The following is a 26,987-nucleotide window of genomic DNA, read 5'->3' as shown; positions in this document are numbered from 1 at the left end:
TAAACTATTGATTTTTAAAGACTGTTTTCTTTAGGAGAAAAAGAGATTAATTTGCCGTCATCAATGAATAAATTCGATTTAGAGCGAGAATTATGATGCTTATATGACAGTGAGGTGGCGAATGTGACAATTAAACATTCGGAAATTTCATTGTATTTTAATTGTAACGTAAGTTTTATCGAATATTGTCGCTTGGTGCAGATTTTGCTATAAATGAAACACACTCATTTTAGGCGATATCGCATGTCACACCTTAACTATAATCACCTCTATTATTTCTGGATGGTCTGCAAACAAGGCTCGGTTACGAAAGCCGCCGATGCGTTATTTTTAACGCCTCAAACAGTAACAGGGCAGATTAAAGCGTTAGAAGAGAGAATGGACGGTAAGCTCACTAAGCGAAATGGGCGTAGTGTTGAGCCAACTGAGTTAGGGCAGTTGGTATATAAGTATGCTGACCGCATGTTTGGTTTAAGCTACGAAATGTTGGATATCGTAAACTATAGCCAGCGTTCGAATGTACTGTTCGATGTTGGTGTGGCGGATGCTCTTTCTAAACGCCTGGTCAGTAAAATATTGATGACCACTATCCCGCCAGACAACAGTATTCATCTACGCTGTTTTGAATCCACTCACGAAATGTTGCTGGAGCAATTGGCTCAGCATAAGCTAGATATGATCCTATCGGACTGTCCTGTGGATTCAAGTCAAAGTCCTGGTTTGTTTAGTAAGAAGTTAGGTGAAAGCCGCATGAGTTTCTTTACGTCGGGCTATATCGATAATGTGAGTTTCCCTGAGATTCTTGAACAAAGACGTTTGCTGATACCCGGTAGTCGTACCTCAATGGGACGTAAAGTACTGCAGTGGTTTGATCAACAGGGTATTCAACCTAATATTCTTGGTGAATTTGATGATGTTGCGTTGATGAAAGCCTTCTCTATGTATAAAGAGGATGTCATCTTTCTTGCTCCAAGTATTTATATGTCAGAGATGAGAGATAAGCGCCACCTTCAACTAATTGGCGATATTGAAGATTTGAAAGAAGAGTATTACGTTATTTTTGCAGAGCGAATGATTCAACATCCGGCGGTAAAGAGTGTTTGTGAAGCAGATTTCACCGATTTGCTAGCGTTCTAAGATTGGAGTTAGGTAACAAATTGGTAAAGAGAAATACACTATTTTAAACAAAGCGCTACTAACAACATTTTTATCCATGTAAAATGTGATGAGATTTATGGATTTATTACGAGAAAGATGGTTAGTGCCTAAGTAATAGAAAAGTAAATAAAGACGGATAAAACATAGAGGTAAAGTATGAACTTGCAGGAGATGGAAAAAAACGCATCACAAGCGGTAGTTCTCCTTAAGGCGATGGCTAATGAGAGACGCCTGCAAATTCTGTGCATGCTCCACAATACAGAGTTATCAGTAGGGGAATTGTGTACTCGATTAGAACTCAGTCAGTCAGCATTGTCACAGCATTTAGCCTGGCTGCGTCGAGATGGCTTAGTGTCGACGAGAAAAGAAGCGCAAACGGTCTACTACACATTAAGTAGTAAAGAAGTTCGTCAGTTGATTGAACTATTACACGGCCTTTATTGCAGCTCAGAATAGTGTGATTTTTAGATACAAAAAAACCGGCATTAGCCGGTTTTTTTAACACAATACAAAGTCTAAATTATAGAGCTTTGATTGCAGCAGAGAAGCGTGCCTTGTGACGAGCTGCTTTATTCTTATGAATAAGGCCTTTAGTCGCCATGCGGTCAAGGATTGGAGTAACTTCTGCAAATGCTGAAGTTGCTGCTTCTTTATCGCCAGCTGCGATAGCTGCGATTGTTTTCTTCATGTAAGTGCGCATCATAGAGCGACGGCTAGCGTTGTGCTGACGACGTTTCTCAGCTTGGATAGCGCGCTTCTTAGCAGATTTACTGTTTGCCAAGGGTCTAACTCCCAAAAACTTAGTTCGGTGACAATTTAAGGGCGAGGAATATCCCTCATTTGCGCTTAATTGTCAAATGATTTGTGCAAAAACCCGACGATACAAAACAACTTTTGATATCTGTGGGCTATCGCGGTTAAGATGGCGGGGATTCTAACAGTATTTTTCGACCAATGCTAATACTAATCCTCTCTTCAATAACAAACGCTATTGAATCCGATAAATAGCAGGCATTGGCTAGGTAATTCAGAGGTTATTGTGAGTAAACGCCTTCTTAAGTCAGGCATGATTGTTAGTGCCATGACGCTGGTGTCTCGTGTATTGGGACTGGTACGAGACGTTGTAGTTGCCAACCTTATGGGGGCAGGTGCAAGCGCAGATGTTTTCTTCTTTGCGAATAAGATTCCTAACTTTTTACGTCGCCTGTTTGCTGAAGGCGCTTTTTCTCAAGCATTTGTTCCGGTGTTAACGGAGTACCACGCATCAGGAGATAAAGATAAAACTCGTGATTTAATAGCGAAAGCGTCAGGTACCTTAGGCGTCATTGTGACAATAGTGACGTTATTAGGTGTGATAGGGTCAAGTGTTGTCACTGCACTATTTGGTTTCGGTTGGTTCTTAGATTGGCTGAATGATGGGCCTGCTGCGCCTAAGTTTGAGCTTGCCAGCTTGATGCTTAAGATTACCTTCCCTTACTTATGGTTCATCACCTTTGTGGCGTTATCTGGGGCTATTCTCAATACTTTAGGTAAGTTTGCTGTTTCTTCTTTTACCCCCGTTTTTCTAAACGTCATGATTATCCTCTGTGCGTGGTTTATTTCTCCAAACCTTGCCCAGCCGGAAATTGGCTTAGCTCTTGGTGTATTCTTAGGTGGTTTTGTCCAGTTTGCCTTTCAATTGCCTTTCTTAATAAAAGAGGGCGTATTGGTAAAACCTAAGTGGGGCTGGCGCGATCCTGGCGTCGTGAAAATCAGAACCTTGATGATTCCAGCCTTATTCGGTGTGTCGGTTAGCCAAATTAACCTGCTTTTTGACACCTTTATTGCTAGTTTTCTTGCCACGGGCTCGATTAGCTGGCTTTACTACTCCGATAGACTACTTGAGTTCCCTCTAGGCTTGTTTGGAATTGCCATCGCGACGGTTATTCTTCCTGCGCTGTCACGCAAACACGTGGATGCACATAGTGAAGGATTTGCTAGTACGATGGATTGGGGAGTTCGAATGGTTATCCTATTAGGTCTTCCTGCCATGTTGGGGCTGATGGTGTTAGCCAAGCCGATGCTGATGGTCCTATTTATGCGTGGAGAGTTTACCCCTCACGACGTTCATCAAGCGTCATTGTCACTGCTAGCTTACGCATCTGGTCTGCTTAACTTTATGTTGATTAAGGTGCTGGCTCCGGGTTACTACTCGCGTCAGGATACCAAAACACCAGTGAAGTATGGCATTGTAGCCATGGTGTCTAATATGGTCTTCAATGCTATTTTTGCTTACTTCTATGGTTATGTTGGACTGGCGATGGCAACCGCGTTGTCGGCATTTATCAATATGGCGTTGTTATACCGAGGGCTACACCTACAATGTGTTTACCAGATTAGTCGCCAGACTATTGGTTTTGTGGCACGTTTAGTGATGGCAGCCGTTGTTATGGTGCTAGTGCTTCGTTGGCAGCTACAAGATATGCAGCAATGGCTGACTTGGGGCTTAACAGAGCGTGTGTATACCTTGATTGGATTGATTTTGATCGGCGCTGTGAGTTATCTAGTTAGTCTATTTGTTCTTGGTGTTCGAGCTCGAGATCTAAAAGCAGCGACAGATTAACAATGATTGGTTATAATCCGTCGGTTTCACACTAGTATTATTTCATTAAGCAGGTGGTTTAGTCGTTTCATGGAACTCATTCGAGGCATACATAACCTAAAAAGTCAGCACCATGGCTGTGTGTTAACCATCGGAAACTTCGATGGTGTGCATTTGGGGCACCAACGTGTACTCGAACAGGTGAAGAAGAAAGCATTGCTTTTGGGTTTGCCTGCTGTAGTAATGACTTTTGAACCGCAACCGATGGAATTGTTTGCTAAGGATAAAGCGCCGGCTAGACTGACTCGTCTTCGTGACAAGTTTGAATTGCTTGAAGCAATGCACTTGGATCGTTTATTGTGCGTCAACTTTAACCGCCGCTTTGCCAGCATGTCACCGGAGTCTTTTATCAAAGACTTGTTGGTGAATAAATTGGGTGTTAAGTTCCTTGTTATCGGCGATGATTTTCGCTTTGGCAAAGGGCGTGAAGGCAACTTCGATATGCTCAAAAAAGCCGGTGAAGAGTTCGGCTTTGAGGTGGTGAATACCGCTAGTTTCTGTGTAGAAGACACACGTGTGAGCAGTACGGCGATTCGCCAAGCACTAGCAAGTGATCATCTTGATGAGAGTGCAGAAATGTTAGGGCGTCATTATACGCTGTCTGGGAGAGTGGCTCACGGTCAAAAATTGGCGCGTGATTTTGGTTTTCCAACCGCTAACATTTCTTTGAAACGCTATGTGTCACCTGTGCGTGGTGTATACGCTGTGCAGGTTTATGGGGTTGATAGTCAACCGTTACCTGGCATTGCTAATGTTGGTAAAAAGCCAACAGTAGCAGGGACAACCCCAGATTTAGAGGTGCATATTTTCGACTTTGAAGGCAACCTTTATGGTAAGCAAATTGAAGTCGCTTTATTGCATAAAATTCGTGATGAGAAAAAGTTCGAGTCACTTGAGCTGCTTAAGCAGCAAATAGAATTGGATGCTGATGTAGCAAGGGTGTGGCTACGTCAGTTTAAGGGTTAGCGGAAGATTCCACCGCTAACATAATGTCTAACTTTCGCCCAATACAACGGAATTAAGAATCGATGAGTGAGTATAAAGATACCCTGAACCTACCTGAAACAGGGTTTCCTATGCGCGGCAATCTGGCAAATCGTGAGCCAGAAATGCTTAAGCGTTGGTATAAAGAAGATCTTTACGGTGAGATCCGTAAAGCTAAGAAAGGCAAAAAATCCTTCGTACTGCACGATGGACCTCCATACGCGAACGGTGACATTCACATTGGTCACGCACTAAATAAGATTCTTAAAGACATTATTATTAAATCCAAAACACTTTCAGGTTTTGACGCCCCTTATATTCCTGGTTGGGATTGCCACGGTCTACCAATTGAATTAATGGTAGAAAAGAAAGTTGGCAAACCAGGTCAGAAGGTAACGGCTGCTGAGTTCCGCGAAAAGTGTCGCACTTATGCAGAAGGCCAAGTTGAAGGTCAAAAAGAGAGCTTCAAACGTCTAGGTATTCTTGGTGAGTGGGATAAGCCTTATCGCACAATGGACTTTGATACTGAAGCGAACATTATTCGTGCGCTTGGCAAAATTGCTGATAAAGGTCACCTATTGAAAGGCTTCAAGCCTGTTCACTGGTGTACAGATTGTGGTAGTGCACTAGCAGAAGCAGAAGTAGAATATAAAGATAAAGTCTCTCCTTCTATTGATGTACGTTTTAAAGCGGCTGATGAAAGCGCGCTTATCTCTAAATTCTCATTGAATGAAGGTCATGAAGGACAGGGTGATATTTCAATCATCATCTGGACAACAACACCTTGGACTCTGCCAGCAAACCGAGCAGTCTGTCTACGTGATGACTTAGAGTACGTATTGATTCAAACGGAAGGTGACAACCCAGAGCGTATTATCGTTGCGTCTGAGTTAGCAAAAGATGTGATGGATCGTGCTGGTATCGAGCACTTCCATAACCTAGGTTTTGCGAAAGGTGCAGATCTTGAGTTATCTCAGTTCAACCACCCATTCTATGACTTTACGGTACCAGCGATCCTTGGTGATCACGTAACTACCGATTCTGGTACTGGTGTGGTGCACACAGCACCTGGCCACGGTCAAGAAGACTTTGCTGTAGGCCAAAAATATGGTCTAGAAGTTGCGAACCCTGTAGGTTCTAACGGTGTCTATCTACCTGACACTGAGCTATTTGCTGGTCAGCATGTATTTAAAGCTAACGATGCCGTTGTAGAAGTACTTAAAGAAAAAGGTGCGCTACTGCATCACCACGCTTACGAGCACAGCTACCCACACTGCTGGCGTCATAAGACGCCAATCATCTTCCGTGCAACACCACAATGGTTCGTATCGATGGACCAAGCTGGCCTGCGTGCTAAAGCACTAGAGTCAATTAAAGGTGTTGAGTGGATGCCTGAGTGGGGTCAAAGCCGTATCGAAGGTATGATTGAAGGTCGCCCTGAGTGGTGTATCTCTCGTCAGCGTACATGGGGTGTGCCAATTGCGTTGTTTGTTCACAAAGAAACTGCTGAGCTTCATCCGAATTCGCTAGAGCTTATCGAAAAAGTAGCTCAACTTGTTGAACAAAAAGGCATTCAAGCTTGGTGGGATGTTGAGCCTGCTGAACTATTAGGTGATGAAGCCGACAACTACGAGAAAGTGCTTGATACACTAGACGTATGGTTCGACTCAGGTGTGACACACTACTCTGTTGTGGATGCACGTGAAGAGTATAACGGCAATAGTGCTGACCTATATCTAGAAGGTTCTGACCAACACCGTGGTTGGTTCCAATCGTCGCTAATTACGTCTATTGCGATGAAAGACGAAGCACCATACAAACAAGTGCTGACTCATGGCTTTGTGGTTGATGGTCACGGCCGTAAGATGTCGAAATCTATTGGCAACGTTGTAGCTCCAAAAGATGTTACCAACAAACTGGGCGCAGATATCCTTCGCCTGTGGGTAGCTTCAACAGACTACACTGGTGAAGTAGCGGTTTCTGATGAAATCCTTAAGCGTTCTGCTGATGCTTATCGTCGTATTCGTAACACAGCTCGCTTCTTCCTAGCGAACCTAAATGGCTTCAACCCAGAAACGGATCTTGTTCCTGCTGATGAAATGGTAGCACTTGACCGCTGGGCGGTTGGTCGTGCGTTAGCTGCACAAGAAGAGATTGTGAAAGCTTACGGTGAGTACAACACACACGCTGTAACACAACGCTTAATGCAGTTCTGCTCTATCGAGATGGGCTCTTTCTATCTTGACGTGATCAAAGACCGTCAATATACAGCGAAACTGGGTGGTCACGCACAGCGTAGCTGTCAAACTGCACTTTACTACATCGTAGAAGCTCTGGTTCGTTGGATGGCGCCAATCATGTCGTTCACAGCAGACGAAATCTGGAATGAAATGCCGGGTCAACGTGACAAGTTTGTGTTTGCAGGTGAGTGGTTCGATGGCCTATTCGGTCTTGCTGAAGGCGAAGAGCTAAGCAACGAATTCTGGACTGAAATCCAGTCAGTTCGTAACGCGGTGAACAAGCAACTTGAATCTGCACGTGCAGAAAAAATCATTGGTGGTGCACTACAAGCAGAAGTTACTCTATATGCAGATGATACACTGACAGCAACCATCAACAAGCTTGAAGATGAGCTGCGTTTTGTACTTCTTACTTCAGCAGCAACAGTTAAGCCGCTATCAGAGAAAACTGACGCTGCGAAAGAGACAGAAGTTGAAGGTCTGTTTGTTGAAGTTAAGGCAACGGAAAACGAGAAATGTGATCGTTGCTGGCACCATACTCCAGATGTAGGCACGATCGAAGGTCACGAGAAGATTTGTGGTCGCTGTGTTTCGAACATCGCAGGTGAAGGTGAAGTTCGTAAGTTTGCTTAATTGACAGTAAGCCAACGGAACTTTTAACTAATATGACAGCCCCAGTTTTTACTGGGGCTACTTTTAGCTAGTACTTTTCTTATGCTTGTTTAAGCATGACAATTTAAGGATTGGAATGAGCGAAACAACAATTACCTTTAAGCAATCAGGTGTACGCTGGCTTTGGTTGGCCATTGTCATTTTTATTGCCGACATTAGCATCAAGCTGGTTGTTATGGACAATATGGGATATGGCTGGGCAAATCGCATTGAAATCCTGCCATTTTTCAATTTACTGTACGTTCACAACTATGGTGCTGCGTTTAGTTTTCTAAGCGAACAAGCAGGATGGCAGCGTTGGCTGTTCACTGGTATTGCGTTTATTGTTACGGGGCTATTAACCTATTGGATGAGCAAGCTCCCAGCGAAAGAAAAGTGGAACAATATTGCTTATGCCATGATCATTGGTGGGGCGGTTGGTAATGTGTTTGACCGTGTTGTACATGGCTTTGTTGTTGATTACCTAGACTTTTACTGGGGAACATACCATTGGCCAGCTTTCAATTTAGCTGATATGGCTATCTGTCTCGGTGCCGGGATGATTATCATTGATAGCTTTCGCAACAAAGAAGCGAAGTAATAATTTCCAATAACCTTAAGCGCTGTGCGTTGATATGCACGGCGCTTTTTTATATAACAATAGCGATAACGAAACGACAAATAACAAAGAGCAATACCAAGACTCTTTGAAAGCAAAGGAAGCAGTAACGTGAGTAAAATTTCCCAAGATAGTGCGGTCACTCTACATTTCACCATTAAATTGAAGGATGGCTCAGTCGCAGATAGCACCCATAATATGGGCAAACCCGCTAAGTTTATTATTGGTGACGGAAGTTTAAGTGAGAACTTTGAAAGTTGTCTGATCGGTTTATCAGTGAACGAGAATAAAGCTATCGAGCTGAAAGCAGAAGACGCTTTTGGTATGCCGAATCCAGACAATATTCATCATATGGACAGAGCGAAGTTTGTGGGTGACTCTGAGGTGGAAGTCGGTACAATAATGGCCTTCTCTGGTCCTGATGGTATGGAGATTCCTGGCATTATTACCGATATTGCTGGTGATTCTGTAACGGTTGATTTTAATCACCCGTTGGCCGGACAAGACGTGACATTTGAAGTGGAAATTCTCGAAGTAGAATAGCAAGCAGAGTAAGTAGAAGCGGTTGATCAATGAGTAATGAAATGAAAATTAAGTTAGCAAACCCACGAGGCTTTTGCGCCGGCGTAGACAGAGCGATCAGTATTGTGGAGCGTGCTTTAGAAATGTATCAGCCGCCAATTTATGTTCGTCATGAAGTGGTTCACAACCGATTTGTGGTAGAAGGTCTAAAACAGCGCGGTGCAATCTTCGTGGAAGAACTCAGCGAAGTGCCAGACGACAACATCGTGATATTTTCTGCTCATGGTGTTTCCCAAGCGGTTCGTAAAGAAGCTAAGCAACGTGCTCTTACCGTGTTTGATGCAACGTGCCCTCTGGTAACGAAAGTTCATATGGAAGTAGCACGCGCCAGTCGTAAAAACATGGAAGTCGTTCTAATTGGCCATGCTGGTCATCCAGAAGTGGAAGGCACAATGGGGCAATACTCTAGTGAGACTGGCGGAATGTACCTTGTTGAGCGACCAGAAGATGTTCTTACGCTTAAGGTAAACGATCCAAGTAACCTTCATTATGTTAGTCAAACGACCTTATCTGTGGATGAAACGGCCGATGTGATCGAAAAGCTGCGTGAAGTGTTCCCAGAGATTCAAGGGCCTCGCAAAGATGATATTTGCTACGCGACACAAAACCGTCAAGATGCAGTCCGAGAGCTAGCACAAGCCGTGGATGTGATGGTTGTTGTTGGTTCAACAAACTCATCGAACTCCACTCGTCTTAAAGAACTTGCGGAAAAGCTGGGGACACCGGCTTATCTCACTGATACTCCAGACTTGATTGAGGCATCTTGGTTTGAAAGTAAGGGGTTAGTGGGCGTAACGGCGGGCGCTTCAGCTCCTGAAGAGCTCGTGAATCAGATCATTGATAAAATTAAAGACTTGGGTGCAGATGACGTTGAAGAAGTGTTAGGAAGAGAAGAAAACATGTTCTTTGAAGTTCCTAGAGAGCTGCAAATCAAGCAGGTTGATTAACATGAAAACGCCGCATCATGATGCGGCGTTTTTTTATTAAGTATTGATATTACTAAGGCAGCTTTATAAATCATTGCGTAAAGATTACGAAAGGTAAAAAATCGTTTCAACTAAGATAATCACCTTTACTCATTGACGATTTTTGGTATCCTAGCGCCGCTATCGAATCGATAGTTTTTTCGGAGATAACTATGAACAATACCGACCATCCTCCTAGTATCAAGGGAGAAAAGTAACAACTCGTCGGTAATTGCGATCTTCGTACCTACCTTCGAGGTAGGGCTCCTTTCCTTTTAATAACTTATCGTTATTTTTCTCCTTTCTGCTATTTCGTTAAGACGTCTGCACATTTGCGTGTAAGGCTATTATTTTGACGTTTGATGGTCGTTACCAACGCTAATCGGGAGATTCGCCATGACGGTAATGAACAATACTTATATTGAGAATGCGCCACTGTTTTCAGAAGAAGAAATCAGTGCGGCAACTCAAGCATTTTTGAAATACGACACAGCACAGCAATTGAACCTATTGACCGTGATGCCAATAGACGAAGCCGTTGGTGTGTTGCAACACTGTGCTTTAGGGCAGGTGCAATATTTAATCGAACAACTCGACTTGCAAGGCCATGATAGACGAGCCAGGCATTTTGCTCACCAATTGGGACTGATTCACTCTGAAGCAGAGACCACAGGTGGTTATCTGACAACAGGTGTTCTGGAACACGTAAAGCAACGCATTGGTTGGATCATTACGTTGGCACTGTTAGGGATTGTCTCGGGTCTTATTATTGCTCAGTACGAAGATACGCTTAGCCAACTAGTACTATTAGCCGTCTATATGCCTGTAATAGCTGCTGCTGGTGGTAATACTGGTACCCAAGCAGCGACATTGGTGATTCGTGCTCTGGCAACAGGAGAGTTAAGAAAGCGGCAGTGGTTAGAGGTACTTTGGAAAGAAAGCCGAGTCGCAGTCTGTCTTGCGGCGGCGGTTGCTTTAGTGATGGTTGGTCGAATTCTCGTCTTTGGTGATGTGAACTCAGCCGGTGGTTTTGATATCCATTTAATTGCCATGGCCATTGCAGTCGCGTTGTTTATTCAGGTAACGGTATCAACGACCCTAGGTGGCGTATTACCTATTATTGCTCGAGTCTTTAAGTTAGATCCAGCAGTACTGGTGAGCCCAGTACTGGCTTCGATTGTTGATATTTCGGGTATGTGGATCTACTTCACTGTTGTGAATCACTTCTTAGGTTTATCCTAAATCTGTGTGAAGAGTCACTTAAGTAAAGCGCAGCTACGGCTGCGCTTTGTTTTTTGAACGTCCCAAAGAGTAGCTATAGTCTACTACTTGGCGATAGTAGCTCTGCTCAAACTGCGTTAATGGTGAAATAGTGGGAGTTTTCGTTTTCGGCTTTTGAGGGTGATAGTCAGTGACAAATTGTACAAATAGACTTTCTGGTTTCCCCTTATCATCAAGGCCATACCCCATCATATTGTAAGTTCCAAATAGCGACCCACTTTTGGCGATAAGCGCGCCTTTGATAGGAGCCTTTCTCATACTAGAGCGATATTTCAATGTACCATTGTTGCCGGAAACGGGCATAAGCTTGATGAGTTTTAACGTGCTGTCATTATCATAGATGTAGCGCAATACTTGCTGCATTTGGTTGGCAGTAAGACGATTATTGCGTGAAAGCCCAGACCCGTCTTCAAGCACGGCAGATTGAATATCAATACCTGCTTTAGTCCGCAAAATCTCTTTAATTGCTGCTGTTCCGTTATTAAATGAGCCCGCCTGACCGTAATAGCGAGCGCCGAGTGTTTTGGTAATATTGTCGGCATAGAGGTTATTGGAGTCTTGAAGCATCACGGCCAATAACTCAGGAAGCGGTTTTGAGCGCTGGATAAATAGTGGCTGCTCATCCGCTATCTCAGGATTACCAATCTTTATCTCACCTTTAAGATTCATGTCTAAACGCTTGAGTTCTGCTTTGATAACTTTTGAGGTAAATAAATCGGGTGAGGCGACAGCAAACTTAAGTGGCAAGGGGGCACTTCTATTGACCACACAACCACCAATTGAGTAGTGGTTTTGTCCATCAAATTGAAGTTCGAGGTCGCAGTGAGCTTGTTCTTGATCTTGTTTAGAAAGACTAACGGCAGAAGTAGAGACAGTAATAGGCTGATGAGCAGGAACATTTACCCGAGTAGTGCCATCTTTATTGGTATAAAGTGCACCTTGGACACAGTTACCATCTAAGGTGATCGCTGAAGATGGGGCGCTATAACAGACACCGAGAATATCCCATGGCCACCCTACAGCTCTTTCGTATCCGCTGAACACTGTATCATCAAGCCAGATCGTATCGATGTTCTTACCAACACTTGATTTAGCTTCTTTTAGCATCGTTCTTAGTGCTTCGCGACTAAAAGTTGGATCGCCTGTATAGCGAATAATTAAGGTGTTTTTAGAGTGTGATAGCACTGTTTCAAAACGAAAATCATTGGGTAGAGCGAGCTTTGCTGCGAGCGCAGTGACCACTTTAAGCGTGCTAGCGGGGGGAAAAAACTGGTCGGCATCCAGTGAGATGAGCGTTTCTGTTGGTGAATGTAATGGCGCTAAAAGTAATGCGTTGCGGCTACCATCTGGCAAGTACTGAGTCGCGTCGACACCAGTAGCGAAAGAGGAAAAAGGTAGCATCATTAATGCAGTGAGCAAGCATTTGGATTTCATAAGTCGGTTCGTTAAGTTGGGCTTATTTTTAATGTAGGCTAACAACCTATTAAGTCGAGATAAAGTGATAAATTATCGAAGGAATCTATGAAGTTTTCATCTCAAGGTAGACAGTGAAATACGATATGCATTTGTTGACAATATAAATCTCAACTTAGTTGAGTTGACCTTGCGTATGCTAAGAGACCTAAGCTATATTGTCTTGCTGACCACTAAGCTTTCGAACTTAAGGCAGAATAGAGCCAGTGTTCACTTCGAAACACACAGATAGTCGTCGCAATTGTGAATCTTACGATGATTGATTGTTTCTAGCATCAATGAACGAATGTGTGAATTTCAGTGATTTGTCTACGCACTTTGATTACACTAGGCTTAATCCAGTTATTTTTTAAATTGTACTCAGGCTCGCTTGAGTAGGGTTTTATTGTCCAAAGTCTGCTTTGGAAAAGAGGTTGTTAAAATGGAAAAGGTTCCAATGACTGTACGTGGCGAACAACAGCTACGTGAAGATTTAGATCGTCTACTTAAGCTTCGCCCACAAATTTCTGAAGCAATCGCTGAAGCTCGTGAGCTAGGCGACCTAAAAGAAAATGCTGAGTATCATGCTGCGCGTGAAGAGCAAGGCATCTGTGAAGCTCAAATTCGTGATATTGAATATAAACTCTCTGTAGCTCAGGTTATTGATGTGACTAAGCTAGACAACTCTGGCAAGATCATCTTCGGCTCTACAGTGACTTTGATTGATATCGATACTGACGCTGAACAGACTTACCAAATCGTTGGTGATGACGAAGCTGACATTAAGTCAGGCCGTATTTCAGTGAGCTCCCCAATTGCACGTGGATTGATTGGCAAAATGGAAGGCGATGAAGTGACTATCGTGACTCCAGGCGGTCAAAAAGATTTTGAAATCGATAAAGTTGCTTATATTTAAGCTGATTTCACAGAGAAAAAGTCGCCAAGAGCGGCTTTTTTTGTAGATGAGATACGAGTTCAGGATGTAAGAAAAATGAAAAGGCCGCTGTTGCGACCTTTTCCACTTTGAAACAAAATGTTTCAATCAAATCAAACGGTGGGCAAATTATTTGCGTGGCAGTTCGATTTTCTTTTGCTCTGACTGACGGTAAAGAACAAGCGTCTTACCGATAACTTGAACTTTTTCAGCTTTAGTTTCGCGCACAATCGCGTCGATTATCAGTAGCTTAGTTTCACGGTCTTCTGATGCCACTTTCACTTTAATCAGTTCGTGGTGGTCAAGAGCGATTTCTACTTCCGCTAGAACAGCCTCTGTTAGTCCATTTGCGCCTAGAAGCACGACAGGTTTAAGTGCGTGTGCTAGGCCTTTTAGGTGCTGCTTTTGTTTGGTGCTTAGGTTCATAACGCGGCCAAATTTATTTACTATTAGGGTTGAAAAGTCGTATTTTAACGCCATCTAATGACGAAGACTATACTTTATTCTGAGGGCGTGCCCTTATTGAGTTGGAATTTGAATGAGTAAGCAAAAACATTCGGCCAGTTCTGGTCGTTGGTTGAAAGAGCATTTTGATGATAAATATGCGAATGAAGCCAGAAGAAAAGGTTACCGCTCTCGTGCTATCTTTAAGATTGAAGAGATTCAAAATAAAGATAAGCTACTGAAACCTGGGATGACAGTTGTCGACTTAGGCGCAGCTCCCGGTGGCTGGTCCCAATATGCCGCAAAGGTTTTAGGTGATGAAGGGCAGGTAATTGCTTGTGATTTATTGCCGATGGATCCAATATCAGGTGTAAGCTTTCTTCAAGGGGACTTTCGAGAAGAAGCAGTTCTAAATGCACTACTCGAAAGAATCCAACCGGATATGGTCGACGTAGTAATGTCTGATATGGCTCCTAACATGGCAGGTAACTTATCTGTCGATCAGCCTAGAGCAATGTATCTTGTTGAACTAGCATTAGATATGTGTCATCAAACTTTGGCACCAGGCGGCAGTTTCGTAGTGAAAGTGTTCCAAGGTGAAGGATTTGATGAGTACGTCAAACAGGTGCGCGATGCCTTCAAAGTAGTGAAGATTCGCAAACCAGACTCATCTAGAGCTCGCTCTCGTGAGGTGTTTATTGTAGCTAATGGTTTCAAAGGCTGAACATTAGTTTACAAAGACAAAATTAACAATGTAGCTACAGCCGAAAAACTGTAGTACCCTACCTTTAATTACAATTAGTTATCGAGAGGCTGACACCTTGAGTGACATGGCAAAGAATTTAATTTTGTGGTTAGTCATCGCCGTTGTGTTGATGTCGGTATTCCAAAGCTTTGGACCAGGCGAAAGCAACGGTCGAGCGGTAGATTACACCACGTTCGTACAGGAAGTTGGCAATGGCCAGATTCAAGAAGCTCAATTTAAAGACAGCGAGATAACCTTTACTCGCCGTGGCGGTGGCAGTCGCTTTGTGACTTACATGCCAGTTTATGATCAAAAGCTACTTGATGACCTAATTAACCAAAACGTAAAAGTTTCAGGGACACCACCAGAAGAACAAAGCCTATTGGGCACTATCTTTATCTCATGGTTCCCAATGATTCTTCTTATTGGTGTTTGGATTTTCTTCATGCGTCAAATGCAAGGCGGCGGTGGTAAAGGTGCCATGTCGTTTGGTAAGAGCAAAGCTCGTATGATGAGTGAAGAGCAGATCAAAACCACGTTTGCTGATGTTGCAGGTTGTGATGAAGCAAAAGAAGACGTAAAAGAGCTGGTAGATTACCTACGTGATCCAAGCCGCTTCCAGAAATTGGGTGGTAAGATTCCAACTGGTGTTCTAATGGTTGGTCCTCCTGGTACTGGTAAAACATTGCTTGCTAAAGCTATTGCTGGTGAAGCAAAAGTACCGTTCTTCACTATCTCTGGTTCAGATTTCGTTGAAATGTTCGTTGGTGTGGGTGCATCTCGTGTACGTGACATGTTCGAGCAGGCGAAGAAAGCAGCACCTTGTATTATCTTCATCGATGAGATCGATGCGGTAGGTCGTCAGCGTGGAGCTGGTGTGGGTGGTGGTCACGATGAACGTGAACAAACATTGAACCAAATGCTGGTAGAAATGGATGGCTTTGAAGGTAACGAAGGTATCATCGTTATCGCAGCAACTAACCGTCCTGACGTACTTGACCCAGCACTACTTCGCCCTGGTCGTTTTGACCGTCAAGTTGTGGTTGGTCTACCAGATGTACGTGGCCGTGAGCAGATCTTGAAAGTACATATGCGCAAGGTGCCTCTAGCGTCAGACGTAGAGCCATCTTTGATTGCACGTGGTACTCCGGGCTTCTCTGGTGCAGACCTTGCAAACCTAGTTAACGAAGCGGCACTATTTGCGGCGCGCGGTAACAAGCGCAATGTATCTATGGTCGAGTTCGAATTAGCGAAAGATAAGATCATGATGGGTGCAGAGCGCCGCTCTATGGTGCTTTCGGAAGAAACCAAAGAGTCGACGGCATACCACGAAGCGGGTCACGCGATCGTTGGTCGTTTGGTTCCTGAACACGATCCAGTGTATAAGGTTTCCATCATTCCACGTGGTCGAGCACTGGGTGTGACTATGTATCTGCCAGAGCAAGATCGTGTGAGTATGTCTCGCCAACACCTAGAGTCTATGATCTCAAGTCTATACGGCGGTCGTCTTGCTGAAGAGCTTATCTACGGTAAAGACAAGGTATCTACAGGTGCATCAAACGATATTGAACGCGCAACAGATATCGCTCGTAAAATGGTTACTCAATGGGGTTTCTCTGAGAAACTTGGGCCTCTTCTGTATGCAGAAGATGAAGGCGAAGTATTCTTGGGTCGCAGTGTAACTCAGACTAAACATATATCTGGTGAAACAGCGAAACTGATTGATGAAGAAGTTCGTTTGATCATCGACCGCAACTATGATCGCGCTAAGAAGATTCTTGAAGAGAACATGGACATCATGCACTCGATGAAAGATGCGCTTGTTAAGTACGAAACCATCGATGCGGGTCAAATCGATGACCTAATGGAACGTAAAGATGACATTCGTGAGCCGGCGGGTTGGGGTGATCAAGCTAAATCTCAGCAGGAAAGTGCTCCAGAGCCAAAAGCGGAAGCGAAACCGCAACAAGCTGAGCCTAAAGTAGAAGAGTCTGCACCAGCGGTTGACTCCGATGTTAAGGCTGAAAAAGTAGATTCTGAAACGACGAAGAAAGATTCAGAATAAGCAGTAATAAATAAGCCCCGAGTTTTGCTCGGGGCTTTTCTTGTTTATGGCAACTATGATTTTAAAAGCAAACAATAAATCCCTCCCTTTGGATCGCCCACATGTCATGGGTATCGTCAATGTTACCCCTGATTCGTTTTCTGATGGCGGTAAATTCAATTCGATCGATGCAGCTTTGACTCAGGTTGAATCTATGATTCAAGCTGGTGTATCGATCATCGATATCGGCGGCGAGTCAACACGTCCTGGTGCGCCAGATGTGACACTTGAGGAAGAATTATCACGCGTGATTCCGATTATCCAAGCGATTCGTGAACGCTACGATGTCTGGATCTCAATCGATACCAGTAAAGCTGAAGTGATGCAAAAGGCAATTGAAGCGGGTGCGGATATCATCAATGACGTTCGAGCACTGCAAGAGCCTGGAGCGCTTCAAGTTGCGGCTGATGCTGGCGTTCCTATCTGCTTAATGCATATGCAAGGTCAGCCTAGGACCATGCAAACGAATCCAACTTATAACGACTTACTTGGAGACGTCGCTGAGTTTCTAGAACAGCGCATTAAGGCTTGTGAGGAAGTGGGAATCAAAAAAGATCAATTGATTCTTGACCCTGGATTTGGTTTTGGTAAAACGCTAGAGCATAATTATCACCTTCTGGCTCATCTGGAGAAATTTCACCAGTTTGGTCTGCCAATACTGGCGGGCATGTCGAGAAAGTCGATGATCTTTAAATTACTTGATAAAGCACCAGCAGACTGTCTTGCTGGGAGCTTAGCTTGCGCGACGCTTGCCGCAGCTAAAGGTGCGCAAATTATTCGTGTGCACGATGCAGAAGAAACCATCGAAGCGATGAAAATCGTCCAGATGATGCAATCAAATATATAAAAAATAAAATTAGGGAAATACTATGTCACAACGACGTTATTTTGGTACTGATGGTATTCGTGGAAAGGTTGGTCAATTTCCAATCACACCAGACTTTGTACTAAAACTCGGTTGGGCTGCTGGCCGAGTACTCGCAAAACAAGGTACTAAAAAGGTTATCATCGGTAAAGATACTCGTATCTCTGGCTACATGTTGGAGTCTGCCTTGGAAGCAGGTCTTTCTGCGGCAGGTCTGAAAGCTATTTTTACAGGCCCACTGCCAACGCCTGCCGTTGCTTATCTCACTCAGACATTTCGTGCCGAAGCTGGTATCGTGATTTCAGCGTCACACAACCCATATTACGACAACGGTATTAAGTTCTTCTCTTCGGAAGGCACGAAACTGCCGGATGCGATTGAACTGGCTATTGAAGAAGAGCTCGACAAAGATATTGAATGTGTTGAATCTGCTGAGTTGGGTAAAGCAAGCCGTCTAAATGATGCCGCTGGTCGTTACATTGAATTTTGTAAAAGTACTTTCCCACATGAGCTTAGCTTAGCTGGATTAAAAATCGTTCTAGATTGTGCTCATGGTGCGACGTACAAAATTGCACCGTCTGTGTTTGCCGAATTAGGTGCTGATATCATCACAATGGGTGTTGAACCAGATGGAACGAACATCAACCACGAAGTTGGCGCAACGGATGTTCGTGCCTTACAAGCTCGAGTGGTAGCTGAAAAAGCAGATATTGGTTTAGCGTTTGATGGTGATGGCGACCGCATTATTATGGTTGACCACCAAGGCAATAAAGTCGATGGTGACCAAATCGCTTATATTATTGCTCGCGATGCACTACGCCGCGGTGAACTTAAAGGCGGTGTTGTTGGTACATTGATGACCAACTTAGGGATGGAAAACGGCCTTAAGCAGTTAGGAATTCCTTTTGTTCGCGCAGCAGTTGGTGACCGTTACGTAATGGAGCAACTGTTAGAGAAAGGTTGGCGCATTGGTGCTGAAAACTCTGGGCACGTTATTCTACTTGATAAAGTCACCACTGGTGATGCGATTGTTGCGGCACTGCAAGTACTGGCTTCTATCGTTGGTGCGAAAATGTCACTCAATGAACTAGCAAGTGGCATGACGTTGTATCCGCAAGTACTGATTAATGTTCGCTTTAGCGGTGATGCAAATCCATTGGAAGCGGATGCTGTTATTGCTGCAGTTAAGAAAGTAGAAGCAGATCTAGGTGATAAAGGTCGAGTACTTCTGCGTAAATCTGGTACTGAACCGCTGCTGCGAGTTATGGTTGAAGGTGAGGACGAAACTTTGGTTAACGACTCAGCTCAGTGCATTGCCGATATTGTAAAAGAAAACTGCTAACCTTCGCAGGCTATCATATTTAACAAGAACCAAAAATTGCTTTTGGTTCTTGTTTGTTTTCTATATGATTAACCGCTTCTTATTTACGATAATTGAGCTTTCGCCTTTTTTTTGAGCGGTTAACGGCTCGGCGAAAGATTTTTGTCATTTTTCTCTTGTCAGTCAGTGCGGCATTCGCTAGTATTGCCACCGCCTTCTCTTAGGAGGTCATAGCCAGGTTTTCAATGCATGTAGCAATGAAAGCGGCGCTGGCTCAACAATTTGGAACATAGGTGGACAAATGATTCAAGTTCTACTTGTGATTTACCTGTTGGCTGCGCTTGGTGTTATTGGCCTAGTGTTAATTCAACAAGGTAAAGGCGCAGATATGGGAGCCTCATTCGGTGCTGGCGCGTCAAACACTGTGTTTGGTGCTAGTGGCTCAGGGAATTTCCTAACCCGAATGACTGCAATTTTTGCAATCGTATTTTTTGTTATCAGCTTAGTACTTGGCAACATGTACACTCACAAAGGTGAGTCTCAATGGGTTGACCCTTCTCAAGGTCAAGTTGTTGAACAGCAAGTTGATGCAGCGAGTGATGTTCCTGCTAAAAGCAGTGATGAAATCCCTCAATAAGTTAATCGCTATTTACTAGACGATTAACTTAAATGCCGAGATGGTGAAATTGGTAGACACGCTAGCATGAGGTGCTAGTGCCTTTGGTGTGAGGGTTCGAGTCCCTCTCTCGGCACCATTATTTATAAACTTGTAATACAGTTTGGTGAGCGTATAATGCTCAGCAAGTCGGACGCGGGGTGGAGCAGCTTGGTAGCTCGTCGGGCTCATAACCCGAAGGTCGTCGGTTCAAATCCGGCCCCCGCAACCAATACTTTCTAAGTGTTGATGGATTGCAAGTTTAGCAGTGTGAAAAAATCACTGCACACTAAGAAAACACTGACTACTATGTGTAGAGTGTTACTTTTTCTTAGTGATCAGGGTCCAGCAACAAACAACCCCGACTTTCGGGGTTTTTTGTTATTTGAGCTTTTTGAAAAGCTCGAATAAATGCTTGGAATTTAAATTGGGCTATATGCCCTTTTTTTGTTTCTGGAGTGGTTAAATGACTGGTTTAGAAAGACAACTTACAGAATTGCTCGAAGCGCCTGTTGAGGCACTTGGCTACGAGCTTGTTGGTTTAGAGTTCATCCGTGCTGGTGAGCATTCTACCCTTCGTATCTATATCGACCATGAAGATGGTATTACTGTTGATGCTTGCGCAGAAGTAAGTCATCAAGTAAGTGCAGTAATGGATGTTGAAGACCCAATTACGGTGGCTTATAACCTAGAGGTGTCTTCACCAGGCTTAGAAAGACCACTTTTCAAAGCAGCACACTACGAACAATTTATTGGTCACGAGGTCAGCATCGTTCTGAAAATGGCTGTGGGTAACCGTCGTAAGTGGAAAGGTACAATCCAATCTATTGAAGGCGAGACTGTCACAATCATTGTTGACGGCAACGAAGAAGAAATGGCACTGAGTAACATTTCTAAAGCTAACCTGATCCCTAAATTTTAGGTCCCTAATAATAAAAGCTTAGAGGCTAGATAAATGAGTAAAGAAATTTTAGCGGTAGTAGAAGCAGTTTCTAACGAGAAAGCTGTTCCTCGTGAGCGTATTTTTGAAGCGCTAGAAATTGCGCTAGCAACATCAACGAAAAAGAAACACGAAATCGAAATTGATGTACGCGTAGCTATCGACCGTAAAACGGGCGAATTCGAAACATTCCGTCGTTGGATGGCAGTAGAAGAAGTTGAGTTCCCAACAAAAGAGATCTCAATTGAAGCAGCTCAATTCGATGATGAATCTATTCAAGTTGGTGACTTCGTAGAAGAAGAAATCGATTCTGTAACGTTTGACCGTATTACGACTCAAACAGCTAAGCAAGTTATCGTGCAAAAAGTACGTGAAGCTGAGCGTGCACAAATCGTTGAGCAGTTCATTGATAACGAAGGCGATCTAGTGACAGGTGTGGTTAAGAAAGTTAACCGTGACACTATTATTCTAGACCTTGGTAACAACGCTGAAGCGGTTATTTTGCGTGATGATCAATTACCTCGTGAGAACTTCCGTCCGGGCGACCGTGTACGTGGTCTTCTATACAAAGTGGCACCAGAAGCTCGCGGTTTCCAACTATTCATTACTCGTTCTAAGCCTGAAATGCTTGCAGAGCTATTCCGTGTTGAAGTGCCGGAAATTGCAGAAGAGCTAATTGAACTTAAGGGCGCAGCTCGCGATCCTGGTTCTCGCGCTAAGATCGCTGTGAAAACTAACGACCGTCGTATTGACCCTGTGGGTGCGTGTGTTGGTATGCGTGGCGCGCGTGTTCAAGCTGTTTCTGGTGAACTTGGCGGTGAGCGTATCGATATCGTGCTTTGGGACGATAACCCAGCACAGTTTGTTATCAATGCAATGGCTCCAGCGGATGTTGCTTCTATCATCGTTGATGAAGACGCGCACTCTATGGATATCGCTGTTGAAGCAGACAACCTAGCACAAGCTATCGGTCGTAGTGGTCAAAACGTACGTCTAGCGTCTCAACTAACGGGTTGGGAACTGAACGTAATGACAGTTGCAGACCTACAGAAGAAACACCAAGAAGAAGCTGTTGCTTCTATCGAAAACTTTATGAAGCACCTCGACATCGAGCAAGACTTTGCAGAAATGCTGGTTGAAGAAGGCTTCTCAACACTAGAAGAAGTGGCATACGTGCCAGTGAATGAACTTCTAGAAATCGACGGCTTAAACGAAGAGCTTGTAGAAGAACTTCGTAGCCGTGCAAAAGATGCCCTAACGACACTTGCGCTTGCTCAAGAAGAGTCATTTGAAGGTGTTGAACCAGCAGAAGACCTACTAGCACTAGAAGGTCTTGAGCGTGAAATGGCATTTAAACTAGCTGCCAAAGGTGTAGCTACGCTTGAAGATCTTGCAGACCAAGGTGTAGACGAGTTAGAGGGTATTGAAGGGTTAACAGAAGAGCGCGCAGGTGAGCTAATCATGGCTGCACGTAACATCTGTTGGTTCGGCGACGAAGAATAATAATCAGCAAGGAGGTAGTTGCATGACAAAACTTACGGTTAAAGCACTTAGCGAAGAAATTGGTACGCCAGTGGATCGCCTAATTGAACAACTTGCTGATGCTGGTCTTAACAAATCAGAGAGCGATCAGGTGAACGATGAAGAGAAGCAAACGCTTCTTACTCACCTGAAAAAAGAACATGGTGATACATCGGGCGATGCTGAGCCTACACGTCTTACACTACAACGTAAGACTCGTAGCACGTTATCTGTTTCTGCAGGTGGCGGTAAAAGCAAAGATGTACAGGTAGAAGTGCGTAAGAAGCGCACTTATGTAAAACGCAGTGCGATCGACGAGCAAGCAAAACGTGAAGCTGAGGAAGCAGCAAATCGTGAGGCGGAAGAGCGTGCACAACGTGAAGCCGAAGAGCTAGCCAAACGTGAAGCTGCAGAAAAAGCACAGCGCGAAGCTGAAGAGAAAGCAAAGCGAGAAGCCGAAGAGAAACGTTTAGCTGAGGAAAAAGCAAAACGTGAAGCGGATGATAAACGCAACGCAGAATCAACAGCAGAAAAGCGCGACGAAGCGGAAAAGGCTAAGAAACAAATGAACGCAAAGAATGCTGAAGCGAAGAAAGAAGCGGACGAGCTGAAGCGCCGTCAAGAAGAAGAGGCGCAGCGCAAGGCAGAAGCTGAAGCGGCTCGTCTAGCAGAAGAAGCTCGTAAACTGGCTGAAGAAAATGCAGCTCGTTGGTCTGAGGAAGAGAAGAAGTCAAAAGACAGCGAAAAAGCTGACTATCACACAACGACTTCAACTTACGCTCGTGAAGCGGAAGACGCTCAAGACCGCAGCGAAGAGAAAGCACCTCGTCGTCGTAAGAAGAAATCTGCACAAGAGCGTGATGATTCACGTGGCGGTCGCGGTGGTCGTAACCAACGTGGCAAAAAAGGTAAGTTGGCTAAACCAACTTCTATGCAGCACGGCTTCGATAAGACAGCGACCGTTGCTAAGCAAGACGTTGTAATTGGTGAGACAATCGTGGTTTCTGAGCTAGCTCAGAAGATGTCAGTTAAAGGCACTGAAGTCATCAAAGTAATGATGAAAATGGGTGCAATGGCGACAATCAACCAAGTGATTGACCAAGAGACAGCTCAACTTGTTGCTGAAGAAATGGGTCACAAAGTTGTTCTTCGCAAAGAGAACGAACTGGAAGAAGCAGTACTGTCTGATCGTGATGCAACGTCTGAAGCCGTATCTCGTGCTCCAGTTGTTACTATCATGGGTCACGTTGACCACGGTAAGACTTCAACACTTGACTACATTCGTCGTACACACGTTGCTTCTGGCGAAGCGGGTGGTATTACACAGCACATCGGTGCATACCACGTTGAAACTGAAAACGGTATGATCACCTTCCTTGATACTCCAGGACACGCGGCGTTTACTGCTATGCGTGCTCGTGGTGCTCAAGCGACAGATATCGTGGTTCTTGTAGTTGCTGCGGACGATGGCGTAATGCCACAAACGGTTGAAGCTATCCAGCACGCGAAAGCGGCAGGTGTACCTCTAATCGTTGCTGTAAACAAGATCGATAAAGAAGACGCGAACCCAGATAACGTTAAGAACGAGCTGGCACAGTACGATGTTATTCCTGAAGAGTGGGGCGGTGAGAACATGTTCGTTCACATCTCTGCGAAACAAGGTACTAACATTGACGGTCTTCTAGAAGCTATCCTGCTTCAATCTGAAGTACTAGAGCTAACAGCCGTTGCTGACGGTATGGCATCGGGCGTGGTTGTTGAATCATTCCTAGATAAAGGCCGTGGTCCTGTTGCTACTGTACTTGTTCAATCAGGTACTCTACGCAAGGGCGACATCGTACTATGTGGTCAAGAATACGGCCGTGTACGTGCAATGCGTGATGAACTAGGTAAAGAAGTAACAGAAGCTGGTCCTTCTATCCCTGTAGAAATCTTGGGTCTATCTGGTGTGCCATCATCAGGTGACGAAGCGACTGTAGTACGTGATGAGCGTAAAGCTCGTGAAGTAGCAAACTACCGTCAAGGTAAATTCCGTGACGTGAAACTTGCGCGTCAGCAAAAAGCGAAACTAGAAAACATGTTCTCTAACATGACAGCTGGTGACGTTGCTGAGCTTAACGTAGTACTGAAAGCAGACGTACAAGGTTCTGTAGAAGCAATCGCAGACTCGCTACTGAAACTGTCTACTGACGAAGTTAAAGTAAACATCGTAGGTTCTGGTGTTGGTGGTATTACAGAAACTGATGCAGTACTTGCAGCAGCATCTAACGCTATCATCCTAGGCTTCAACGTACGTGCTGACGCATCTGCTCGTCGTGCAGTTGAAACAGAAAACCTAGACCTTCGCTACTACTCAATCATCTACCAATTGATTGACGAAGTGAAACAAGCAATGGGCGGTATGCTTGCTCCTGAATTCAAGCAAGAAATCATCGGCCTTGCTGAAGTACGTGACGTATTTAAGTCTCCAAAACTTGGCGCTATCGCAGGTTGTATGGTCACTGAAGGTACTATCAAGCGTAACAACCCAATCCGCGTACTGCGTGATAACGTTGTAATCTACGAAGGTGAGCTAGAGTCTCTACGCCGCTTCAAAGATGACGTTCAAGAAGTTAAGAACGGTTACGAGTGTGGTATCGGCGTTAAGAACTACAACGATGTTCGCGTTGGCGACCAAATCGAAGTATTCGAAATCGTTGAAATCAAACGTACTCTAGACTAATTGACAAAATCGTTACTCAGTTTTTAACTTGAGTATTGATGGTTGTTGAATACGCCATGGGGGGCTGGTTAATACCATCCCCCCATTCTTTCTATAGTGAGAAAAGAAATGTCAAAAGAATTTAGCCGCACACAACGTGTTGCGCAGCAATTACAAAAAGAGCTTGCTCTTATTCTTCAACGCGAAGTTCGTGACTCTCGCCTAGGTATGGTGACGATTTCAGACGTAGAAGTCTCTCGTGACCTCGCATACGCAAAAGTATTCGTTACTTTCCTATGTGTTGGTGAACAGACTCCAGAATCGAGCCTAGCAGCCCTTCGTGAACACGAAGCTCACATTCGCATGATGCTAGGTAAACGCATTCGCCTACGCCTAACACCGGAAGTACGCTTCCACTATGACAACACGCTTGTCGAAGGTATGCGTATGTCTAACCTAGTGAGTGAAGTGGTTAACGAAGATAAGCGTAAGCAAGACGAAGCAGGTCGCAGCGAAGAAAACGGTGCAGAGGGAGAAGAGCAGTAATGGCTAGACGTCGCAAGGGACGTCCAGTCAACGGCGTTATCCTTCTAGATAAACCTACCGGTATCTCATCGAATGATGCTCTGCAAAAAGTAAAGCGCATCTACTTCGCTGAGAAAGCAGGGCACACTGGTGCACTTGACCCATTAGCAACTGGCATGCTGCCAATTTGCTTGGGCGAAGCAACTAAGTTTTCTCAATTCTTGTTAGATTCAGACAAGCGCTACCGTGTTATCGCTAAACTTGGTGAGCGTACCAATACCTCTGACTCTGATGGTGAAGTGGTAGAAACTCGCGATATCAATGTAACTCCTGAGCTTCTTGATGAGTGCATCGACAAGTTCCGTGGTGAATCTGATCAAGTGCCGTCAATGTTCTCTGCACTGAAGTACCAAGGTAAGCCTCTATATGAGTACGCTCGTCAAGGTATCGAAGTTCCTCGTGAAGCGCGCAAAATTACCGTGTATGAGATTGTCCTACATCGCTTTGAAGGTGATGAAGTAGAGATGGAAGTACACTGCTCGAAAGGCACTTACATCCGCACTATCGTCGATGACCTCGGTGAAATGTTAGGCTGTGGTGCGCACGTAACTATGCTACGTCGTACTGCTGTTGCTAAGTATCCTTATGAGAACATGGTGACCCTAGAGCAGCTTAACGAGTTATTTGAGCAGGCAAAGCGTGAAGAGCGTCAGCCGCGCGAGTTGCTTGATCCACTGCTAATGCCAATGGACAGCGCAGTACAAGATCTTCAAGAAGTGAATGTATCACCTGAGCTTGGTGACTTGCTTCAGCATGGTCAGCCAGTGCAGGTTTCAGGGTTACCAGTCGATGCACCAGTACGCATGACCATGGGTGAAGAGCGTTTATTCATCGGCGTTGGCGCTATGAATGACGATGCTAAGCTTGCACCTAAGCGACTCGTTGTTTTCCGTGAGGAAGAAAGTGCTCAATAGAGCCATGAATACTCCTTGCTCTAGCTAGAATTATTCCCTATAATTCGCGCTTCGCGTAGCGGCTGAATCAGAGATTGGCTGCTACAACTTTTAAACTTACTCTTATTAGGAGAGAATTATGTCTCTGAATGCAGAAACTAAAGCAGCAATCGTTGCAGAATACGCACAAGGCGAAGGTGACACTGGTTCACCAGAAGTTCAAGTAGCTCTACTTACAGCTTCTATCAACCACCTACAAGGTCACTTCAAAGCACACAAAGGCGATCACCACAGCCGTCGTGGTCTTCTACGTATGGTTTCTCGTCGTCGTAAGCTTCTAGATTACCTAAAAGGTAAAAACCTAGCTCGCTACCAAGACCTAATCAAACGTCTAGGCCTACGTCGCTAATCAGCGTCTGCATAGAAAGTTTGTTAAAAGGGGCTATATGCCCCTTTTTTGTTAGCTAAATTCTTTAGTTAATGGCAAAACTTCCACTAAGTAGTTTATACTACGTCCCGTCTAAACAGAGTTGTCTAAAGTGCATTCGTTTAGTCACAATCTGCTCAGTACATTACAGTCCATTTAGTCGACCGCAGGGTCGCGACTATTCCAAGCACACTTACTTTTTTTCAAGTGAAGTTTGTTTGAACTAGTCGCGATTTGTAATGCATTGAGCGCACAATCAATTATCTGGAATGATTCCAG

24 protein-coding genes and 2 tRNA genes are annotated in these 26,987 nt (G+C 44.4%); 23 read left to right on the top strand and 3 right to left on the bottom strand.

Annotated features, from left to right (window positions below; genetic code table 11):
• Nucleotides 1-243: 243 nt before the first annotated feature.
• A complete protein-coding gene (gene nhaR, locus HW45_RS06025) occupies nt 244-1,137 on the top strand; it encodes a transcriptional activator NhaR (protein ID WP_006075376.1) in 894 nt (297 codons plus the stop codon).
• A 177-nt stretch (nt 1,138-1,314) separates the two neighbouring features.
• On the top strand, nt 1,315-1,614 hold the full coding sequence (locus tag HW45_RS06020; RefSeq protein ID WP_006075375.1) for an ArsR/SmtB family transcription factor: 300 nt from the start codon (nt 1,315-1,317) through the stop codon (nt 1,612-1,614).
• 64 nt (nt 1,615-1,678) lie between these two features.
• Here HW45_RS06020 and rpsT read toward each other — a convergent pair whose 3' ends face one another.
• On the bottom strand, nt 1,679-1,939 hold the full coding sequence (gene rpsT / locus HW45_RS06015; protein WP_031493675.1) for a 30S ribosomal protein S20: 261 nt from the start codon (nt 1,937-1,939) through the stop codon (nt 1,679-1,681).
• A 258-nt stretch (nt 1,940-2,197) separates the two neighbouring features.
• Here rpsT and murJ point away from each other — a divergent pair, with 258 nt between their 5' ends.
• The 7 genes from murJ to HW45_RS05980 all read left to right on the top strand — a co-directional run bounded on the left by murJ (nt 2,198) and on the right by HW45_RS05980 (nt 11,082).
• Nucleotides 2,198-3,760, top strand: coding sequence for a murein biosynthesis integral membrane protein MurJ (murJ, locus tag HW45_RS06010; protein ID WP_038225514.1), 1,563 nt, complete (start codon nt 2,198-2,200; stop codon nt 3,758-3,760).
• Nucleotides 3,761-3,829: 69 nt separating this feature from the next.
• Complete coding sequence (gene ribF / locus HW45_RS06005) at nt 3,830-4,765, top strand: bifunctional riboflavin kinase/FAD synthetase (protein WP_038225512.1); 936 nt, start codon at nt 3,830-3,832, stop codon at nt 4,763-4,765.
• 62 nt (nt 4,766-4,827) lie between these two features.
• Nucleotides 4,828-7,656: an isoleucine--tRNA ligase gene (ileS, locus tag HW45_RS06000; RefSeq protein WP_006075371.1), complete on the top strand. Its 2,829-nt coding sequence runs from the start codon at nt 4,828-4,830 to the stop codon at nt 7,654-7,656.
• 115 nt (nt 7,657-7,771) lie between these two features.
• Nucleotides 7,772-8,275 carry a signal peptidase II gene (gene lspA / locus HW45_RS05995; RefSeq protein WP_038225510.1) on the top strand — a complete coding sequence of 168 codons (504 nt, stop codon included), beginning with the start codon at nt 7,772-7,774 and terminating at the stop codon, nt 8,273-8,275.
• A 129-nt stretch (nt 8,276-8,404) separates the two neighbouring features.
• Nucleotides 8,405-8,836, top strand: coding sequence for an FKBP-type peptidyl-prolyl cis-trans isomerase (gene fkpB, locus HW45_RS05990; RefSeq protein WP_038225509.1), 432 nt, complete (start codon nt 8,405-8,407; stop codon nt 8,834-8,836).
• A gap of 41 nt (nt 8,837-8,877) precedes the next feature.
• On the top strand, nt 8,878-9,822 hold the full coding sequence (ispH, locus tag HW45_RS05985; RefSeq protein ID WP_038225508.1) for a 4-hydroxy-3-methylbut-2-enyl diphosphate reductase: 945 nt from the start codon (nt 8,878-8,880) through the stop codon (nt 9,820-9,822).
• Between the two features lie 414 nt (nt 9,823-10,236).
• Complete coding sequence (locus HW45_RS05980; protein WP_038225507.1) at nt 10,237-11,082, top strand: magnesium transporter; 846 nt, start codon at nt 10,237-10,239, stop codon at nt 11,080-11,082.
• A gap of 33 nt (nt 11,083-11,115) precedes the next feature.
• Here HW45_RS05980 and dacB read toward each other — a convergent pair whose 3' ends face one another.
• A complete protein-coding gene (gene dacB / locus HW45_RS05975; protein WP_038225506.1) occupies nt 11,116-12,555 on the bottom strand; it encodes a serine-type D-Ala-D-Ala carboxypeptidase in 1,440 nt (479 codons plus the stop codon).
• Nucleotides 12,556-13,015: 460 nt separating this feature from the next.
• Here dacB and greA point away from each other — a divergent pair, with 460 nt between their 5' ends.
• Nucleotides 13,016-13,489 carry a transcription elongation factor GreA gene (gene greA / locus HW45_RS05970; RefSeq protein WP_038225505.1) on the top strand — a complete coding sequence of 158 codons (474 nt, stop codon included), beginning with the start codon at nt 13,016-13,018 and terminating at the stop codon, nt 13,487-13,489.
• A gap of 147 nt (nt 13,490-13,636) precedes the next feature.
• Here the strand turns inward: greA and yhbY are convergent, their stop codons facing one another.
• Nucleotides 13,637-13,933 (bottom strand): ribosome assembly RNA-binding protein YhbY, encoded by a 297-nt coding sequence (yhbY, locus tag HW45_RS05965; RefSeq protein ID WP_038225582.1) that lies wholly within the window; start codon nt 13,931-13,933, stop codon nt 13,637-13,639.
• 112 nt (nt 13,934-14,045) lie between these two features.
• Here yhbY and rlmE point away from each other — a divergent pair, with 112 nt between their 5' ends.
• The 13 genes from rlmE to rpsO all read left to right on the top strand — a co-directional run bounded on the left by rlmE (nt 14,046) and on the right by rpsO (nt 26,690).
• On the top strand, nt 14,046-14,675 hold the full coding sequence (rlmE, locus tag HW45_RS05960) for a 23S rRNA (uridine(2552)-2'-O)-methyltransferase RlmE (RefSeq protein WP_038225504.1): 630 nt from the start codon (nt 14,046-14,048) through the stop codon (nt 14,673-14,675).
• A 97-nt stretch (nt 14,676-14,772) separates the two neighbouring features.
• Entirely contained in the window at nt 14,773-16,761 is a 1,989-nt protein-coding gene (gene ftsH / locus HW45_RS05955) for an ATP-dependent zinc metalloprotease FtsH (protein ID WP_081875766.1), read from the top strand.
• 55 nt (nt 16,762-16,816) lie between these two features.
• Nucleotides 16,817-17,647 carry a dihydropteroate synthase gene (gene folP / locus HW45_RS05950; protein WP_038225500.1) on the top strand — a complete coding sequence of 277 codons (831 nt, stop codon included), beginning with the start codon at nt 16,817-16,819 and terminating at the stop codon, nt 17,645-17,647.
• 22 nt (nt 17,648-17,669) lie between these two features.
• A complete protein-coding gene (gene glmM, locus HW45_RS05945; protein ID WP_038225498.1) occupies nt 17,670-19,007 on the top strand; it encodes a phosphoglucosamine mutase in 1,338 nt (445 codons plus the stop codon).
• A gap of 280 nt (nt 19,008-19,287) precedes the next feature.
• Nucleotides 19,288-19,623, top strand: a complete 336-nt coding sequence (gene secG / locus HW45_RS05940) for a preprotein translocase subunit SecG (RefSeq protein ID WP_006075643.1) — start codon at nt 19,288-19,290, stop codon at nt 19,621-19,623.
• 34 nt (nt 19,624-19,657) lie between these two features.
• Nucleotides 19,658-19,741: transfer RNA gene (locus HW45_RS05935), tRNA-Leu, on the top strand.
• A 55-nt stretch (nt 19,742-19,796) separates the two neighbouring features.
• Nucleotides 19,797-19,873, top strand: a tRNA-Met gene (locus HW45_RS05930).
• Between the two features lie 234 nt (nt 19,874-20,107).
• Nucleotides 20,108-20,563: a ribosome maturation factor RimP gene (rimP, locus tag HW45_RS05925; RefSeq protein ID WP_006072042.1), complete on the top strand. Its 456-nt coding sequence runs from the start codon at nt 20,108-20,110 to the stop codon at nt 20,561-20,563.
• Nucleotides 20,564-20,596: 33 nt separating this feature from the next.
• Nucleotides 20,597-22,084, top strand: coding sequence for a transcription termination factor NusA (gene nusA / locus HW45_RS05920; protein WP_038225496.1), 1,488 nt, complete (start codon nt 20,597-20,599; stop codon nt 22,082-22,084).
• Nucleotides 22,085-22,106: 22 nt separating this feature from the next.
• Entirely contained in the window at nt 22,107-24,824 is a 2,718-nt protein-coding gene (gene infB, locus HW45_RS05915) for a translation initiation factor IF-2 (RefSeq protein ID WP_038225495.1), read from the top strand.
• Between the two features lie 108 nt (nt 24,825-24,932).
• The gene (rbfA, locus tag HW45_RS05910; RefSeq protein WP_006072035.1) at nt 24,933-25,349 is read left to right on the top strand and encodes a 30S ribosome-binding factor RbfA; all 417 of its coding nucleotides are present in this window, start codon (nt 24,933-24,935) and stop codon (nt 25,347-25,349) included.
• Complete coding sequence (truB, locus tag HW45_RS05905) at nt 25,349-26,302, top strand: tRNA pseudouridine(55) synthase TruB (RefSeq protein ID WP_038225493.1); 954 nt, start codon at nt 25,349-25,351, stop codon at nt 26,300-26,302. Before rbfA ends, truB begins: the two co-directional genes overlap by 1 nt.
• Nucleotides 26,303-26,420: 118 nt before the next feature.
• A complete protein-coding gene (rpsO, locus tag HW45_RS05900) occupies nt 26,421-26,690 on the top strand; it encodes a 30S ribosomal protein S15 (protein WP_005380094.1) in 270 nt (89 codons plus the stop codon).
• Nucleotides 26,691-26,987 lie beyond the last annotated feature (297 nt).

Source organism: Vibrio sp. ER1A, from assembly GCF_000733315.1.
Classification (GTDB): Bacteria; Pseudomonadota; Gammaproteobacteria; order Enterobacterales; family Vibrionaceae; genus Vibrio; species Vibrio mediterranei.
This window is presented reverse-complemented; position numbering and strand designations above follow the sequence as displayed.